Genomic DNA, 16,525 nt, shown 5'->3' on the forward strand with positions numbered 1-16,525 from the left:
AAAGGTTTGCGGCGCCTAATTTATACGAATATGCCGGACGAACATTACGTTAACGTAAACTACCTATCAACCGTTGGCACAGTTCGAACCGCAAGTTATCCCCGGATTGGATGTATATATTGCTTTACAACCTTAGCGAACGTTCGGATTGACTGCGGGGATCAGGCAAATCACGGTTCGATTACCAATAGGCACCTTAGCATTGGGAAATACTATGGCTTCAAATTCTTGTTCTACTTTGATTTCTTGCCCACCTTCCCGCGCAAGCACAAAGCCCCTAGGGAAAGATCTGAAATTTTCGACATCGGTGGCGAAGGTAAATTCAAAATCATCGAAATGTTTATTGATGACGCGACACACTTGATACAAGTTGACCTTCTCGACATCAAATGCATCTAGCTCCAATGGCTTAGCGGTGATCAAGCGCATAAACATCTCTTGGGTGGCAATAAAACGCGTCATATCGTTTTGCCCCATGGGATAGACCTTGCCTAACTCAATGGTAAAAGCGTCGGCGCCGTAACATTCGGAGGAAAAATAGCTAAATGTCGTGGTCGGCTCGTGGTGAAACAGCACAGTATCGATGCCACTTGCCGCTAAAAACATAATTTGCTCGCCGCTATAGGCGCGGCCAGGACGATAGGGATAAATAGCAAACTTTTCATGCTTTGAGGCGCGCATCGCCGTGTGTAAGTCGTAGTGAATACGATGCCGACTCTCTGCCACTGCGGTAAAAAATCTGTCCACATAGGCTTCAAGCTTTTTCGCCCGCACCCGTTCAGGATTGACTAAGCCCGGTGGATTGGAATGTTCGCCGCTAAAGAGACGATTCATGTTCTCATCAATAATTCGGGTGCCGTTGTTGATGGCTAATGGGTTGCCGATAAGAAATAGCGTGCGCTGCTTAGCGATGATTTTTTGCTGGAGAAGCTGTTTGATTAAGGTATTACAGAGTTCAATCGGGGCGGTTTCATTACCATGGACACCGCAGGAGAGGATAATATCTTTACCTTCGCTTTGGGCTGGTTCAAAGACAATCACCCCCGTATCCCATACTTCCACTCGGGTATGCTCCCCCAGTGTAAAGCTGAATTCATCGCCGAGGCACTCGGGATTGGCGAGGGTCAAGGCTAAAAAATCCTTTGAATCTAACAGAGCTTGTAACACAGAATTCTCCTTATAATGGTGTGCTAAAGGTCAGTATTCAGTTCAATAAAACTCAGTATCAAGTGCAATAAAACCGTGCATGACGGCAATTGGCTATACCCACCTTTAAAAGCGCATCAATACTAACACAAGTTTTTAGGGCGTATCTCGGTCATTCTGGTCATACAACTGAATTTTGAAGTAAAAAACTTAGCTAACCCGGTTGATAACAAAAGCTCAGCGGATCGGTGGCAGCGTTCAGTATGGGATAAATTTTCATTCCGATACTTGCTTTTAGGCAGGAGATTAATCACAATCCTTAGCCATCTAGACTTCTATTGGATTTAATTATGGCGTTAGCAACCTTTGGTGCCGGCTGTTTCTGGGGCGTGGAGTATTTTTTTAGGCAAGTGAACGGCGTATCGAATGCCACCTGCGGATATATGGGCGGCAATAACGCCGCGACCATCTATGAAGAAGTGAAAAAAGGCAACACAGGCCATGCCGAAGTGGTGCAAGTGGAATTTGATCCCGCTGTTGTCAGCTATGAAGACTTACTCGACGTGTTTTGGAAAAACCACAATCCCACTAGCCTGAACATGCAAGGCGGCGATATTGGTACTCAGTACCGCAGCACCATTTTCTTCCACGACCGTGAACAAAAAGCCATTGCCGAGGCCTCCAAACTCGCCTTTGCCCGCTCTGGCCGTTGGGGACTGCGTCATATAGTGACTGAGATAGTGCCACTACAGCAATTCCATGTGGCGGAAGAATATCATCAAAATTATATTGATAAGAATAACTTACCCAGTTGTCATATCGAGTACTAATACGCGTTGGCCTTAAATCGGGCCAAATAAAAAACGCACTCATGGGTTAACCTGAGTGCGTTTTTTTATCTTTCAAAAGCTCACTTTTATCTCTGAAAAGCTCACTTAAGCGTTTAGCGCCTTATCAATTAATGCCTGCGCATCCTTAATGATCTCAGCTAAATGCTGCTCGCTAATAAAGCTTTCACCGTAGATCTTAAATAAGGCTTCGGTGCCCGATGGGCGCGCCGCAAACCAACCGTTGGCCGTCGTCACTTTAATGCCGCCAATCGATGCATTGTTGCCCGGCGCATGGGTCAATACCGCTTCAATTTTCTCACCCGCAAGTTCAGTTGCATTTAAGGTATCTGCATTGAGTTTGGCAAATTTGGCTTTATTTTCAAGGCTAATCGGGCTGTCTATACGCTTATAAAAGCTTTGGCCAAATTGGGCTACTAATTCCTGATGACGTTGCCCCGGGGTTTTCCCCGTGACCGCGAGCATTTCTGCGGCCAAAAGTACCAAAATAAAACCATCCTTATCGGTACACCAAGTCGTGCCATCACGGCGTAAAAATGCCGCTCCCGCACTCTCCTCACCACCAAATGCAACAGTTGCCTCGGCTAATCCATCGACAAACCACTTAAAGCCCACGGGCACTTCGAGCAATTTTTTACCGTGGAAAGCACAAATTTTGTCGATAAGCGCACTCGATACCAGGGTTTTACCTATGGCTAAGCTATCGCTCCAATTCGGTCTATGGGTCAGCAGATAATCAATCGCTACCGCTAAATAGTGATTGGGGTCCATCAGCCCTGTGCCTGGACACACGATACCGTGTCTGTCGTAGTCGGGATCATTACCGACACATAAATCGAAGGCATCTTTATGGGCGAGCAAACCGGCCATCGCATAGGGAGACGAGCAATCCATGCGGATCTTGCCGTCCTTATCCAGTGGCATAAAACTAAAACTTGGGTCGACTTTATCATTCACTAGGGTGATATCAATACCATAGTGCTTAGCAATCGGAGCCCAATAATGGATACCCGAGCCGCCTAATGGATCGACGCCTAGCTTAAGCTTAGCTTTCGCAATGGCTTGCATATCAATCACATTTTCTAAATCGGCCACATAGGGACTGATTAAATCGATGGCATGCACATAGCCCGAAGTCAGTGCATCGGCATAGGCGAGTTTATTCACTCCCTTAAGCTCGGCGCGTAGATAATCATTGGCGCGCGCTTCAATCCACGCTGTGATATTGCCTTCGGCTGGACCACCATGGGGAGGGTTATATTTAATCCCACCATCCTGTGGCGGATTATGGGACGGCGTGATGATCAAACCATCGGACAAGGCGGCACCATTGATATTGGCCTCACGATTAGCGCAAATCACCGCATGGGAAACCACGGGTGTCGGCGTAAAACCATCGTTTTGTTGGGTGCGCACTGTCACTTTATTTGCGGCCAAGACTTCAATCGCAGAGACATAAGCGGCGTAGGATAAGGCATGGGTATCTATCCCAAGGAACAGCGGCCCATCGATATTCACCGATTGGCGATAATCCACCACAGCTTGGGTAATGGCCAAGATATGGTCTTGGTTAAAACTCCCCAAAAAAGCACTGCCACGGTGCCCCGAAGTGCCAAACGCTACCCGTTGCCCTGCATCATCCACATTGGGTTTGATGCTGTAATAATGGCTCATCAGTTTTGGAATATTCACCAGATCCGTCTGATTTGCGGTTTGTCCTGCCCGTTGATGTATTGCCACCTGATCCTCTCCTACTGGAAAATCGGTTAAATAGTGTGAAACGCCCTGTACTTACGGCGCTGATCAATCTTATACGCGTTCGGCGATAGTGCTGGCAACTTGTGCATCGCAACCAAACTGCACTAACACTTCCGATAAAATAGCGCGTTTTTTCGCGGTATTGTTATTTGTGGTCACCCAAAAGCCACTGCTGCCGATTTCCTTCGGATTCGCCGAAGGACTCGCCTGCAGTAATTCTTCACGTGAACGGGCAAAATAGAGGCGATCGCGGCCTTGGATCAGCAGGATCTGTGAAAATGCCACTTGGCTTTGCTGATATAAACTCTCGAGTAAAAATAAGAAACGCCCAACGGCCCCTTTTTGCAGTGATAATCTGTGTTCATCCACTAGGCTGGTAAAATCCGCCACTGAGGGTGTTATCTCTTTCACTTCAACGTTTGGAGCGAGGGGCTCAACTTCCAAACTAGGCTGACTGATAGCCTTTGGCTCGGCTTGCTCAACCGCATTGACGGACAGGCCGAGTAATCGACGAAGAATGTCAGAGGCGCTCTCACCAATGCGTTCTGTTTTGCTGGCAATATGACGATAGAGCTCTTCATCCACTTCGATATATTTCATAACCTTATTATCCTTTGTTATTCGATAGGCATAACCGAAAAAAGTGTACCGCGGGCGATCCTCGCAAAAGGATCGTTGCGATCGCCCCCCAGTGTATCTATCTCTATCAATCTGATAAAGCATCATTAATCTAAAAATGGGTGAAATCGCACATCAAATTATCACAACGCTGGTAATTGCTGAAAAAGCAGCCAAGTTCGGCATTATCCGAGGGCAAAAACCGTGACACACTTGTCAAACTAAAGGCATTAGGGGCACAATCCGCAAAACTTTTTGCATCACAGCACAGGTAACTCCATGAATTTTGTAACCTCAGGTCAAGGAGAGGCTGTCCTCCTTATCCATGGACTATTCGGCAATCTCGATAATCTTAAGGGCCTAGGCCAAGTACTCGAAGCTAATCATCAGGTTATCCGCGTTGATGTACCTAATCACGGCTTAAGTGAACATTGGGCACTCATGGATTACCCAAGCTTAGCTAAGGCCATGGTTAATTTATTGGATCAATGCCAAATCGAGCGCGCCCATATCGTCGGCCATTCCATGGGGGGCAAGATTGCCATGGCCACCGCCCTAGCCTATCCCGAACGCATTCTTAGCGTGGTGGCGGCCGATATCGCGCCTGTGGCCTATGAGCCAAGGCACGATATAGTGTTTGCAGCCTTAGAAAGTCTGCCATTAGAAGGCCATACCGATCGCCGTTTTGCCTTGACCCATTTAACCCATAGTGGCATTGATGAAGCGACAGCCCAATTTCTCCTCAAAAACCTACAACGGACTGAGACAGGCTTTCGCTGGAAAATGAACTTAAGCGGGTTAAAAGCGTGTTATCCCAACATTATTGGTTGGCATAACCAGGGAGGAGAAAGTAGCCAAGTTTACCAGGGGCCCAGTCTCTTTATCCGTGGAGGGGAATCTAACTATGTCACTGGTGAACATAGAAATGCCATCATGACGCAATTCCCATCGGCCCAGGCGAAAACCCTAGAAGGTTGCGGCCATTGGTTACATGCACAAAAACCCGCCATATTTAACCGAATTGTGTCTGAATTTATTGACAAACAAGCAATGTAAATGACAAGGATCCCTGACCTAAATCATATAGCAGCCGCCATCTTGTTGTGATATATTCGCGCCTCTTTTAGCCTTAGAAGACTCTAGAGGACTAAGAAAGTATGTTATCTCAGTACATGGAACAAATTGAAGCCATTGGCCTGAACCTGTTTTTTGCAGCGATATTTTTCTTTATCGGCATGGCCATCCATGATGTGCTCAAACAGGGTAATGTGCCTAAATTTGGTCGATTTATTGTTTGGTTAGTGTTATTTCTCGGCTGCGCCGGGTTTATTGCAAAAGGTATTATCCAGATGTCCTGGGAAGGTTCAGGTATCGGTTAAACAATAAGAACATGGCAAAAGAAGCAACAGACAGAACCACCATTGACCTTTTTGCCAATGAAAAGCGCCGGGGCCGCCCACGTAGCAATCCTTTGTCCCGTAGCCAACAGCTCAAGGTCAATAAGCGCAACCAGATCCAGCGGGATAAAGCCAAAGGATTAAAGCGAATAGAGTTAAAGGTGTCACAAGATTTGTATGACGCCTTGAATGAGCAGGCATTGGCCAGTAACATCAGCCGTAGCCAGTTAATCGAATTTATTCTTCAGCAACAAATTGAATGCTGAACAATCAATACCAGCAAGATTAACATATAAGTGAACTAGATATTAAAGGATAGACAATGGCAACTGTAGGTCTTTTTTTCGGTAGCGACACAGGCAACACCGAAGCTGTCGCCAAGATGATCCAGAAAAAACTGGGTAAAAAAATGGTTGAGGTGAAAGATATCGCCAAGAGCACCAAAGAACAGATCGCAGAATATGACCTGTTGCTGTTCGGCATCCCAACCTGGTATTATGGCGAAGCCCAATGCGACTGGGATGATTTTTTCCCAGAGCTTGAGCAAATCGATTTCACCGACAAACTTGTCGCCATTTTTGGTTGTGGTGACCAAGAAGACTACGCCGAGTATTTCCTCGATGCCATGGGCATGGTAGGCGATATTGTTCAGGCGCGCGGCGGCATTATCATCGGCCATTGGCCAACGGCGGGATACAACTTCGAAGCTTCCAAGGGCCAAGTCGATGACGACCATTTTATCGGTTTAGGTATCGATGAAGACCGTCAGCCTGAACTGACCGAAGAACGTGTCGATGCCTGGGTTAAGCAAATTTACGAAGAAATGTGCTTAGCTGAATTAGAAGATTAATTTGCCTAACCATTCGATTAAAGCGGCCTTGACGCCGCTTTTTTTATGCATCGCCATAGAGAATCGACTCGTTTCACCACTGAATAACGACATACCATACACATGATGACTACGCCCCACTCCAATCATTGGGATATCTTTTGCACCGTCGTTGATAACTACGGCGATATTGGCGTAACTTGGCGTTTGGCCAAACAAATTGCCAATGAGTATCAGATCCCCGTTAATTTGTGGGTCGATGATCTGATGAGCTTCTCCCATATATTACCCACACTCGATCCGCTAAAAGCCACTCAAACTTTTAATGGCGTGAATATTATTCATTGGACTAAGCCTTTACCCATAGCGTTTGTCGCTGGTTCTGTGATCATCGAGGCCTTTGCCTGTGAATTACCCGAACAGGTAAAAAGCCAACTGGTGCATTTACATCAAGTAGACCCCAAATCTGTGCCTATCTGGTTGAATTTAGAGTATTTAAGTGCCGAAGACTGGGTAGAAGGTTGCCATGGTTTGCCTTCACTACAGGCAAGCGGTTTAAAGAAATATTTCTACTTCCCAGGCTTTAGCGCTAAAACCGGTGGGCTCATTTGCGAGCAAGAGTTGTTTGCCGAGCGCGATGCCTGGCAAGCGGACACGGCCAATAAATTACAGCTTTTTAGTCAGTTAGGCCTTAAGGGGATTGAGGCTCAAGATACTGTGATTAGCATCTTTAGCTATGAGACCGAGGCGCTACCCGCACTATGCGAGTTATGGCAGCAATCGGGCGAAAAAATCCATGCGCTGATCCCTAAAGGGCGCAGCCTAAACAGCCTGAAGCATCTACTCCCCTGTGATATTGCCGCCCTAGTGCCGGGCCAGCAAATAGCCCATGGTAATTTGACTCTGCACATTTTGCCAATGACAGATCAACAGGGGTTTGATCGCCTGCTTTGGAGCTGTGATGTTAATATCGTGCGCGGTGAAGACTCTTTTTTACGCGCCCAATGGGCCGCAAAACCCTTCATTTGGCACATTTATCCCCAAGAAGATGATTATCACCTCGTAAAATTAGAAGCTTTTCTCAAACTTTACTGCGATAATCTGCCACCTAAAATTGCGGGTTATTGGTCTGAATTGAATCTTGCGTTCAACCAAGCACAGCAATCGGCCGTGAGTCTTCACTGGCAAAACCTTAATCCTGTTAATTTGCCCTTGTTGCACCATGCTAAACAATGGCCAATTAATGCATTAAATGCTGCAGATCTCGCTACTCGACTAGTCCAGTTCGTTAAAAACAGCTAAGATACTGCGCGAAAACAGAAAAATCTAAATATAGGAAATAGTGTAATGAAAACTGCTCATGAAATCCGTCCTGGTAACGTGATCATGTTAGATGGCAGCCCATGGGTTGTGCAGAAAACTGAAACAACTCGTTCTGGCCGTAACGCTGCTATCGTTAAGTTAAAGTTGAAAAACTTACTGCTTAACTCTGGTACTGAAACGACTTTCAAAGGTGAAGATAAGTTAGAAGACATCATCTTAGATCGTCTTGACTGTACTTATTCTTACTTTGCTGATCCTATGTTTGTATTTATGGATGCAGAGTACAACCAATACGACGTAGAAGCTGAAAACCTAGGTGATGCAGCGGCTTATATCGTTGACGGTATGGAAGAAACTTGCCAAGTAACTTTCTATGATGGCAAAGCTATCTCCGTTGAAATGCCAACCACTATCGTACGTGAAGTGATCTACACTGAGCCTTCAGCTCGTGGCGATACTTCAGGTAAAGTGATGAAGCCAGCCACTATCACTGGCGGCGGCACCATCAGCGTTGCTGACTTCGTAAAAGTTGGCGACAAGATTGAAATCGACACTCGCACTGGTGAATTCAAGAAGCGCGTATAATCGCCCTTCCCGTTTCCAGACGAAGAAAAGCCAGTGCTTGCACTGGCTTTTTTGTCGCTATTTTTTAGCTAGGCATATAGAAGGTCAGGTACTTAACTGATTAAAAGACATTTTCTTATCAACAAAAGCATTAGCATTGCGGCCCTAAGAAACGTCGCTCCCATGCGCCTATCTCACTCAAATAACTTTGAAACTCAATCTCCTTCACCGACACAAAGCCCGTGACAAAATCATCCCCGAGTAAACGTCTTGCCGAGCCACTTTGGCGCATTTGCGTTAACGCAGCTAAGAACGTAGGCGCGAGATCATGGCTGCTCTCATAGGCGCTACCGGTTTCTGGCGCGCTGGGTGCGAGTTTTTCTTCCATTCCCGCAAGACCCGCAGCCAAAGATGCGGCAATCATCAGATACGGATTAGCATCGGCGCCCGCAATACGATTCTCTACCCGTCTCGCCACCGGCGCACTTAAGGGCACGCGTAAACCTGTAGTGCGATTATCAACGCCCCAGCTTAAATTAATCGGCGCTTGACTGCCGGAAATATAACGTCTGAAGGAATTAATATTAGGCGCGAATAACAACATCAAATCAGGCAGATACTTCTGTAATCCACCGATATAATGATGGAAACGTTCACTGTCGCTGCCGTCCGCATGGCTGAATATATTATTGCCTTTATCATCCACCACACTTTGATGTAAATGCATAGAACTGCCGGGTTGACCCGCTATGGGTTTCGCCATGAAAATCGCGTTCAAGCCATGTTTAATCGCGATTTCCTTCGCCGCATATTTAAACATAAAGGCCTGATCCGCTAAGGTCAGCGGATCGCCATGCACTAAATTAATTTCATACTGCGAGAGCCCCATCTCATGGATCCAAGTATCGCCCTTGATCCCAATCGCATCGATAGCAGCATTAAACTCATCCCAAAATGGCGCCAGTTCATTGAGCATATTCATGCTAAATGCAGATTGGCCGTTTTCAGCTCGGCCACTTTTTGAAATGGGCGCCTGGTAAGGCACACTGGGATCCGTATTGGCTTCAGTCAGATAAAACTCAATCTCAGGGGCGACCACGGGCGTGAGTCCGAGGGCTTGATAGCGGGCCAGCACATTTTTTAAAATGGATCGCGGCGCAAATGGACATAAGTTGCCATCGAGCAACACGCAGTCATGGATAGCAAATGCCCGCGGCACTGTGCTCCAGGGGACCATTTTTAGGGTACTGTAATCGGGAATTAAGAGGAGATCAGGATCGGCATCGGGAAAGATGGGATCGTAGGAATATTCCCCAGTAATCGCCTGCATCGAAATCGCTTGGGCAATGCGTAGCTCAGCTCCCTTAGCAAAGCTTCGGGCTGGCATCAGCTTCCCCCTCGGATAGCCAGAAATATCAGGGAATAAACATTCGACATCACGTATTGTACCGTGCTGGAAAAACGCAGTAAGAAGGGTTGAGTCCATTTGATCCGTTGGCCGCTAATGTTGAAAATAACACCATGAAGGATGCAGAGTATAATCAGGCTTGCTGTTGAAAAGCTATATAGTGAACATAAAAAATGTAAAATATAAATGACAAATTCGTAAAATATAATTTGACAATAACAGCATCGAGTCGCTATGCGTCTATCCTAGTTCAAGCCTAGCGACTCTCCACTATTCACTATCACCATCCATTCACCTTTTACCCACTTTAACCACTGAACCAAATTACGGCAGACATAAAAAAACCAGCCGCAGCTGGTTTCTTATTCTAAACATGAAAGTTTTTACGCAATCACGATAAAGCCGATAAAGGCCAGTACAGCAGCAATAAGCGTATAGGGCAACTGAGTCACAGCATGGCTCACTAAGTTACAACCAGAGCCCTGCGCCGCCAATACGGTTGAATCAGAGTAGAAGCATGCTTGGCTACCAAATGATGATGCCGACAACAGCGCACCGATCACTAAGGGGATATCCGCCCCAACCGATTGCGCTAATGGCATCACGATTGGAATGGTCACCGCAAAAATACCCCAGCTCGACCCAGTGGCAAATGCAAGGATCGCCATGGATAAGAACACCACTGCGGGCAGCAACTTAGGTGTCATAAACGGGCTTAAGGATTCAATGACATACTGGGGCAGTAACAGCTGATCGCATACGTCTTTAAAAACGAACGCGGCAATCACAGTCCCAATGGCGGGTAACATGCTCTTAAAACCATCGATCATTTGATCCATCATCTCGGATAATGGCATTAAACGCTGCACCGCATAATAAGGCAGCGTGATCACTAAGGTCGCTAATAGCCCCTTCCACACATCGATATCGAAATACACGGTAAAGGCTACCAGCAACAGGATAGGGACGAGGAAGTTGTGCAATTTGCCCTGGTTGTCAGCATGCTTAAACTCTTCTTCGATAGCAGCAATGGCATATTCGTCTGAGGTTTGCACTTGGTCAAAATCGACCTGTGCCTGTGCAGGTTCACCCTGCGCCGCACGAAGCTGCGCCGTTTTCATTGGACCAATCGCAGGTACTATGCCTAATACCACCAGTAGCACCATAGCCACGGCTAACCAAGCATAAAGCATGTATGGGATGGCCTGCATGTAAACGCTAATGCCCTGACCTTCCGCTGCCACACCGTTATCGACCAACAAGCCACCAAAGAATACTGCCCAGGTCGATAGGGGCACTAACACACATACGGGCGCCGCTGTTGAATCGACAACATAAGCGAGCATTTCACGGGACACCTTAAACTTATCCGTGACTCGCTTCATGGTTTCACCCACGGTCAGCGCATTGAGATAATCATCAATAAAAATCACAATGCCGAGGATAAAGGTCATAAACAGGGAGGATCTAGGCCCGTTAGCAAATTTAAGTGCATTACGGCCAAACGCCAGCGCGCCGCCGGTACGCACTAACAGCGCGATTAAGGCACCAAAACAGCCACAGACTAAAATCAACCAACCAATGGTTTCATCGGCCATGACTTTTAAGGAGACACTGGCAAAATTATTTAACACTTGGGCAGGGTCGAGTAACAGAAAACCCGTTACCGCACCGATGATCAGGGACAAAATGGGGCGGCGTAACCAAATAGCTAGCACCAAGACCACCAAAGGTGGAATAAGACTTAACGCTGTCGGTTCAGACATGCACTTAGGTCCTCTAAATAAGTCGCCTAAAAGGCAAAAGTTTTTAGAACAGCGCCTGAAATCACCTCGATACAGAGCGCCAACACAGCTGCTTCATGATGACCCTGCTGATAAAACCCGCTAAAAGCTTGCTATCTGAGGTGCCTTGCCAAAAACATCGCGCAGAAAATAAAGCGCATCGAATATTGAGTCAACTATAAATTTATTCTAAGGGAAAATAATTTTACCCGCTCACCCAACAAAAATAATAACAACATGATATTAAACAAATTTAATTGAAAACAATCAAAAGACCACTCGATAGCAGATGCTTAATAAGCATTCAGTTAATTTGCCTAATTATCAATATAGACTCGAACATGGCGTTATCCCAATTTATTAAAAAAGTGTTAAATAAAATCAGTGAGTAAGATCTACTCGCTTAACAACTATCCTCAAGCGTTATCTCTGTACGATAACCCGCCATATAGCAGTTAATGTAAAAGTCATTTCAGCCTTATATCGATTAATTTTTAGAATTTAAAACTTGTATGCATTTTATTAATTGGCCGTTAAAGCATATTTAACTAAGCTTTTTTATGAAAAAAAGTGCCAATCTGTGCTTTAGTCCTCTTCCTTAACCGATAAAATTTCGTTATGGTGCGCTAACTTAAGCCCAAATTAACTGCATGTTTCGAGGTGTAAATGCGCCCTATCATCAAATCCAACAAGCTGGATAGCGTTTGCTATGACATCCGCGGCCCAGTGCACAAGGAAGCCAGACGTTTAGAAGACGAGGGGCATCGGATCCTCAAACTGAATATCGGTAATCCGGCCCCCTTCGGTTTCGAAGCGCCTGAGGAAATTGTGCGCGATGTGATCCTCAATTTACCCAGTGCCCAAGGCTACTGTGAGTCAAAAGGATTATTCTCTGCCCGCAAGGCCATAGTGCAGCATTATCAAGCCCAAGGGATTTTTGGTGTCGATATCGAAGATATCTATATAGGCAACGGCGTTTCAGAACTCATTATGATGGCCATGCAAGGCTTACTAAATACCGATGATGAGATCTTAATCCCCTCACCCGATTATCCCCTGTGGACTGCGGCGGCCAACCTTGCGGGCGGTAAAGCCGTGCATTACCGCTGCGATGAAGAAGCCGATTGGTTTCCCGATCTCAACGACATTAAAAGCAAAATTTCATCGCGTACTCGCGGCATAGTACTGATTAACCCGAATAATCCAACGGGAGCGGTATACAGCAGAGAATTGCTGCTGCAAGTGGTTGAACTCTGTCGTCAACACGATTTGATCCTGTTTGCCGATGAAATTTACGACAAAATTTTATATGACGAAGCTAAACATATTCCGGCGGCTAGTCTGTCTGACGATATTTTAACTGTTACCTTTAATGGGCTATCCAAGGCTTATCGCGTTGCCGGATTTCGTATCGGTTGGATGATGTTATCGGGCAATCTTAAGGCCGCTAAAAGTTACATCGAAGGCTTAGAGATGTTGTCCTCAATGCGCCTGTGTGCAAACGTGCCCAATCAACATGCGATTCAAACGGCCCTTGGCGGTTACCAGAGTATTAATGAGCTTATTTTGCCTAATGGCCGGCTCACGGTGCAAAGGGATGCCTGTTATGAGCTGCTCAACCAAATTCCCGGCGTGAGTGTGAAAAAACCTAAAGGTGCTCTCTATGCTTTCCCAAAACTGGATATGAAAAAATTCAATTTGCGGGATGATGAGCGTTTAGTGCTGGATTTACTCAGGGAAAAGAAAATCCTGTTAGTCCACGGCAGCGCCTTTAACTGGCCAGAGCCCGATCATTTACGTGTGGTATTCTTACCCTATAAGGAAGATCTCACTAAAGCGCTGACCGAGTTTGGTGCATTCCTTGAGACCTATCGACAATAGTCAGTGGGAAGCTAACTGTTGGTCTGTAAAGCGATCCTTGCGATCGCTTTATTTTTTGCCTTTTTCATAAAATCCCTAGGATTTGCGCTCACTTGTCGTTCATGGCTGTGATAGTCTAAGCCAACATTAACGTTAAATCTGTCCTAATAGATTTAAGTGATTTTCATTGCAGATCATGACGTTATCCAGTTAACTCAATAGAAGGATCACTATGAGCCACCTATTTGCCCATTTAGCTCGGATGAAACTCATTCAACGCTGGCCCTTGATGTACAATGTGCGCCCTGAGAATGTACAAGAACATTCATTGCAGGTTGCCATGGTTGCCCATGCACTCGTCATCATTAGCAATAAAAAGTTTGGCACGACGCTCGATCCCCACCAAGCCACGAGTCTGGCGATTTTTCATGATGCCAGTGAGATCCTGACGGGCGACTTACCGACACCGGTGAAATACTTCAATAAAGAGATCGAGGCCGAGTATAAAAAAATCGAGGCTATTGCCGAGCAGCGTATGCTGGATATGGTGCCAGAAGAATTTAAAGAGGATTATCGCAGCCTATTTATCAGCGATTACACCGATCCCCTTTACAAAACCATAGTCAAATCGGCTGATACTCTGTGTGCTTACCTTAAATGCCTAGAGGAGAATCGCGCCGGTAATACCGAATTTAATACCGCCCGTAAACGCCTAGAGGCCATGCTCGCCGCCAATGCCGATCCTGCGGTGAAATACTTTATGGATTGTTTTGTCCCGAGTTTTACCCTGAATTTGGACGAAATAAACAAGATGCTTTGATTTGCTACTGCCGTTAGGAATACCTATGACTTCAAGTGTTTGGCAAGAACGCCGCCATGGCGAAGATAAACAAAGGCGCAACGATCACCGCAGTCCCTATCAAAGAGATAGGGCGCGTATCCTCCACTCCGCCGCCTTTCGTCGTTTGCAAGCAAAAACCCAAGTGCTCGGTGTGGGCATGAATGACTTCTATCGCACGCGGTTAACCCATTCACTCGAAGTTTCGCAAATTGGTACGGGGATCGCCGCCCAGTTAATCCGAAAATATCCTGAGCATAAGCCCCTACTCGATTCCATGAGCCTGCTGGAAGCCTTATGCCTTGCCCATGATATTGGCCATCCGCCCTTTGGCCACGGTGGTGAAGTGGCATTGAATTACATGATGCGCGATCATGGCGGCTTCGAAGGCAATGGCCAAACCTTGCGCATTTTATCTAAGCTTGAGCCCTACACCTTAGATTTTGGAATGAATCTCTGCCGCCGTACTATGCTGGGGATTTTGAAATACCCAGCACCGCGCTCGCAGCTATTTGTCCCATGTGAGCATACGGAGATCACCAGCCACAGACAGCTTAAACCCTCACAATGGCCACCCGTTAAGGGCATATTCGACGACGATAATGACATTTTTGCCTGGGTGCTTGAGCCCTTATCAGAGTCGGATAGAGCGCGTTTTACTTCGGCCCAGCAAAGCACTCACCCGGCCTTGCACCACTATCCACATCTGCGAACCCAGTTTAAATCCTTCGACTGCTCGATTATGGAATTGGCGGACGATATCGCCTATGCGGTGCATGATCTTGAAGATGCAATCGTGATGGGCATAGTCACAGCATCCCAATGGCAGCAGGATGTCGCACCGACACTGACCCACAGCAATGATGCTTGGATAAAGCAAGAGCTAGCCGATATTGGCAAAAAACTGTTCTCCCACGAGCATCATCTGCGTAAGGATGCCATAGGCACACTGGTCAATGGTTTTGTCACAGCCATTATCATCACCGAAGATCCGGCCTTCGAAGAACCTTTACTGCGCTTTAATGCCAACCTTGAACCCGAATTTGCCATTGCGCTCAATGTACTTAAGCAATTGGTATATAAATACGTTATTCGTAAACCCGAAATGCAAATGCTCGAATATAAGGGTCAGCAGATTGTGATGGGATTATTTGAAGCTTTTGCTTCCGATCCCGAGCGCTTATTGCCGCTGAACACCCAGGAGCGCTGGCGCGAAAGTGAGCAACAGGGTTTAAACAGTCACAGAGTGTTGGCGGACTATATTTCGGGAATGACAGATGAGTTTGCGGGGCGATTATATCAGCAATTATTTAGCCCCAAAGCGGGCTCGAATGTCGAACTGAGCAAAGAAATGTAGGCAAGCAACATTGAGTTTCCTACTTTTATAAAAGCCTGACTTTCAATAGCGCCAACTATCACAGCCATTCTTTATCACCCTGTGAAAAATGAAAGACAAAAAACCACCTCGCGGTGGTTTTTATTTTTACTATTTCGAGCTCAGCTTATAAAGCACCGATAGCATCCTTACAAAGCTGAGTGATACGGTCCCAATCACCCTGCTCCATTGCATCCGTTGGCGCTATCCAGCTACCACCAATACAATCGACATTTTTAAGGGCCAAATAATCTTTATAGCTGCTTGGCGTAATGCCACCCGTTGGGCAGAAGCGAATATCCGCGAGTGGGCCAGAAAAGGCTTTCAGAGCATCCACACCGCCCGAGGCTTCCGCCGGGAAGAATTTAAAGTGGGTGTAACCGAGTGCCATTCCTGCCATCACCTCTGAAATACTGGCAACACCAGGGATCAAAGGGATAGGCCCCTTCATCCCTGCTTTAAGTAAATCAACCGTGGCACCCGGTGTGATAATAAACTGCGCGCCAGCGGCAATGGCTTGCTCGAGTTGGGCTTCATTTAAAATGGTACCCGCGCCGACTAAGGCCTCTGGTACTTCCTTCGCAATTTTAGTGATAGCTTCAAGGGCGCATGGGGTGCGTAAAGTGACTTCTAACACAGTGATCCCACCGGCAACCAGTGCCTTAGCTAGGGGGACTGCATGCTCTATTTTGTTAATCACCATCACAGGAACAATAGGGCTGCGTTTAAAAATATCTTGTGGTTGTAATGACCAGTTATTCTCAAGCATTGCGTTAT

Annotated in this window: 16 protein-coding genes; 10 read left to right on the top strand and 6 right to left on the bottom strand. The window is 46.4% G+C overall.

What is annotated here, in order from left to right; translation table 11 throughout:
- Positions 1-132: 132 nt before the first annotated feature.
- Positions 133-1,167 (bottom strand): succinylglutamate desuccinylase, encoded by a 1,035-nt coding sequence (astE, locus tag MJO46_RS03150; RefSeq protein ID WP_253988082.1) that lies wholly within the window; start codon positions 1,165-1,167, stop codon positions 133-135.
- Between the two features lie 329 nt (positions 1,168-1,496).
- Between astE and msrA the strand changes: the two genes are divergently transcribed.
- Complete coding sequence (gene msrA, locus MJO46_RS03155; protein WP_253988083.1) at positions 1,497-1,976, top strand: peptide-methionine (S)-S-oxide reductase MsrA; 480 nt, start codon at positions 1,497-1,499, stop codon at positions 1,974-1,976.
- 105 nt (positions 1,977-2,081) lie between these two features.
- Here the strand turns inward: msrA and pgm are convergent, their stop codons facing one another.
- Together pgm and seqA are read right to left on the bottom strand one after the other, a co-directional pair.
- Positions 2,082-3,734, bottom strand: a complete 1,653-nt coding sequence (gene pgm, locus MJO46_RS03160) for a phosphoglucomutase (alpha-D-glucose-1,6-bisphosphate-dependent) (RefSeq protein WP_253988084.1) — start codon at positions 3,732-3,734, stop codon at positions 2,082-2,084.
- 69 nt (positions 3,735-3,803) lie between these two features.
- On the bottom strand, positions 3,804-4,352 hold the full coding sequence (gene seqA / locus MJO46_RS03165; protein WP_253988085.1) for a replication initiation negative regulator SeqA: 549 nt from the start codon (positions 4,350-4,352) through the stop codon (positions 3,804-3,806).
- Between the two features lie 297 nt (positions 4,353-4,649).
- On the opposite strand from seqA, the gene MJO46_RS03170 reads away from it, so the two are divergent.
- From MJO46_RS03170 to efp, 6 genes are all read left to right on the top strand, one after another.
- Positions 4,650-5,426 (top strand): alpha/beta fold hydrolase, encoded by a 777-nt coding sequence (locus tag MJO46_RS03170; RefSeq protein ID WP_253988086.1) that lies wholly within the window; start codon positions 4,650-4,652, stop codon positions 5,424-5,426.
- A gap of 101 nt (positions 5,427-5,527) precedes the next feature.
- Positions 5,528-5,749 (top strand): DUF2788 domain-containing protein, encoded by a 222-nt coding sequence (locus tag MJO46_RS03175; protein ID WP_198783399.1) that lies wholly within the window; start codon positions 5,528-5,530, stop codon positions 5,747-5,749.
- Positions 5,750-5,760: 11 nt separating this feature from the next.
- Positions 5,761-6,033, top strand: coding sequence for a LexA regulated protein (gene ybfE, locus MJO46_RS03180; RefSeq protein ID WP_007648264.1), 273 nt, complete (start codon positions 5,761-5,763; stop codon positions 6,031-6,033).
- Between the two features lie 56 nt (positions 6,034-6,089).
- The gene (gene fldA / locus MJO46_RS03185) at positions 6,090-6,617 is read left to right on the top strand and encodes a flavodoxin FldA (protein WP_011789429.1); all 528 of its coding nucleotides are present in this window, start codon (positions 6,090-6,092) and stop codon (positions 6,615-6,617) included.
- A 102-nt stretch (positions 6,618-6,719) separates the two neighbouring features.
- Positions 6,720-7,898 (top strand): elongation factor P maturation arginine rhamnosyltransferase EarP, encoded by a 1,179-nt coding sequence (earP, locus tag MJO46_RS03190; protein WP_253988087.1) that lies wholly within the window; start codon positions 6,720-6,722, stop codon positions 7,896-7,898.
- 45 nt (positions 7,899-7,943) lie between these two features.
- Positions 7,944-8,504 carry an elongation factor P gene (gene efp, locus MJO46_RS03195; protein ID WP_198783397.1) on the top strand — a complete coding sequence of 187 codons (561 nt, stop codon included), beginning with the start codon at positions 7,944-7,946 and terminating at the stop codon, positions 8,502-8,504.
- 130 nt (positions 8,505-8,634) lie between these two features.
- On the opposite strand, the gene MJO46_RS03200 is transcribed toward efp, so the two are convergent.
- Positions 8,635-9,969, bottom strand: a complete 1,335-nt coding sequence (locus MJO46_RS03200; protein WP_253988088.1) for a glutamine synthetase family protein — start codon at positions 9,967-9,969, stop codon at positions 8,635-8,637.
- 305 nt (positions 9,970-10,274) lie between these two features.
- A complete protein-coding gene (locus MJO46_RS03205; protein WP_253988089.1) occupies positions 10,275-11,657 on the bottom strand; it encodes a Na+/H+ antiporter NhaC family protein in 1,383 nt (460 codons plus the stop codon).
- Positions 11,658-12,341: 684 nt separating this feature from the next.
- Between MJO46_RS03205 and MJO46_RS03210 the strand changes: the two genes are divergently transcribed.
- The 3 genes from MJO46_RS03210 (at position 12,342) to MJO46_RS03220 (ending at position 15,730) form a co-directional block, all read left to right on the top strand.
- On the top strand, positions 12,342-13,556 hold the full coding sequence (locus MJO46_RS03210) for a pyridoxal phosphate-dependent aminotransferase (RefSeq protein WP_253988090.1): 1,215 nt from the start codon (positions 12,342-12,344) through the stop codon (positions 13,554-13,556).
- Between the two features lie 211 nt (positions 13,557-13,767).
- Positions 13,768-14,355, top strand: a complete 588-nt coding sequence (gene yfbR / locus MJO46_RS03215) for a 5'-deoxynucleotidase (RefSeq protein WP_253988091.1) — start codon at positions 13,768-13,770, stop codon at positions 14,353-14,355.
- A gap of 25 nt (positions 14,356-14,380) precedes the next feature.
- The gene (locus MJO46_RS03220) at positions 14,381-15,730 is read left to right on the top strand and encodes an anti-phage deoxyguanosine triphosphatase (protein ID WP_253988092.1); all 1,350 of its coding nucleotides are present in this window, start codon (positions 14,381-14,383) and stop codon (positions 15,728-15,730) included.
- A 145-nt stretch (positions 15,731-15,875) separates the two neighbouring features.
- On the opposite strand, the gene MJO46_RS03225 is transcribed toward MJO46_RS03220, so the two are convergent.
- Positions 15,876-16,517 carry a bifunctional 4-hydroxy-2-oxoglutarate aldolase/2-dehydro-3-deoxy-phosphogluconate aldolase gene (locus MJO46_RS03225; RefSeq protein ID WP_253988093.1) on the bottom strand — a complete coding sequence of 214 codons (642 nt, stop codon included), beginning with the start codon at positions 16,515-16,517 and terminating at the stop codon, positions 15,876-15,878.
- Between the last annotated feature and the right edge of the window lie 8 nt (positions 16,518-16,525).

Origin of the sequence: Shewanella sp. KJ2020, from assembly GCF_024197625.1 — a bacterium.
In the GTDB taxonomy this organism is placed as follows: Bacteria; Pseudomonadota; Gammaproteobacteria; order Enterobacterales; family Shewanellaceae; genus Shewanella.

What these genes read in the sequence shown, in the direction of transcription:
- efp (WP_198783397.1), top strand. Translation starts at nt 7,944, where the DNA reads ATGAAAACTGCTCATGAAATCCGTCCTGGTAACGTGATCATGTTAGAT.
- ybfE (WP_007648264.1), top strand. Translation starts at nt 5,761, where the DNA reads ATGGCAAAAGAAGCAACAGACAGAACCACCATTGACCTTTTTGCCAAT.
- MJO46_RS03220 (WP_253988092.1), top strand. Translation starts at nt 14,381, where the DNA reads ATGACTTCAAGTGTTTGGCAAGAACGCCGCCATGGCGAAGATAAACAA.
- seqA (WP_253988085.1), bottom strand. Translation starts at nt 4,352, where the DNA reads ATGAAATATATCGAAGTGGATGAAGAGCTCTATCGTCATATTGCCAGC.
- MJO46_RS03175 (WP_198783399.1), top strand. Translation starts at nt 5,528, where the DNA reads ATGTTATCTCAGTACATGGAACAAATTGAAGCCATTGGCCTGAACCTG.
- yfbR (WP_253988091.1), top strand. Translation starts at nt 13,768, where the DNA reads ATGAGCCACCTATTTGCCCATTTAGCTCGGATGAAACTCATTCAACGC.
- MJO46_RS03210 (WP_253988090.1), top strand. Translation starts at nt 12,342, where the DNA reads ATGCGCCCTATCATCAAATCCAACAAGCTGGATAGCGTTTGCTATGAC.
- MJO46_RS03200 (WP_253988088.1), bottom strand. Translation starts at nt 9,969, where the DNA reads ATGGACTCAACCCTTCTTACTGCGTTTTTCCAGCACGGTACAATACGT.
- MJO46_RS03170 (WP_253988086.1), top strand. Translation starts at nt 4,650, where the DNA reads ATGAATTTTGTAACCTCAGGTCAAGGAGAGGCTGTCCTCCTTATCCAT.
- MJO46_RS03225 (WP_253988093.1), bottom strand. Translation starts at nt 16,517, where the DNA reads ATGCTTGAGAATAACTGGTCATTACAACCACAAGATATTTTTAAACGC.
- earP (WP_253988087.1), top strand. Translation starts at nt 6,720, where the DNA reads ATGATGACTACGCCCCACTCCAATCATTGGGATATCTTTTGCACCGTC.
- MJO46_RS03205 (WP_253988089.1), bottom strand. Translation starts at nt 11,657, where the DNA reads ATGTCTGAACCGACAGCGTTAAGTCTTATTCCACCTTTGGTGGTCTTG.
- fldA (WP_011789429.1), top strand. Translation starts at nt 6,090, where the DNA reads ATGGCAACTGTAGGTCTTTTTTTCGGTAGCGACACAGGCAACACCGAA.
- msrA (WP_253988083.1), top strand. Translation starts at nt 1,497, where the DNA reads ATGGCGTTAGCAACCTTTGGTGCCGGCTGTTTCTGGGGCGTGGAGTAT.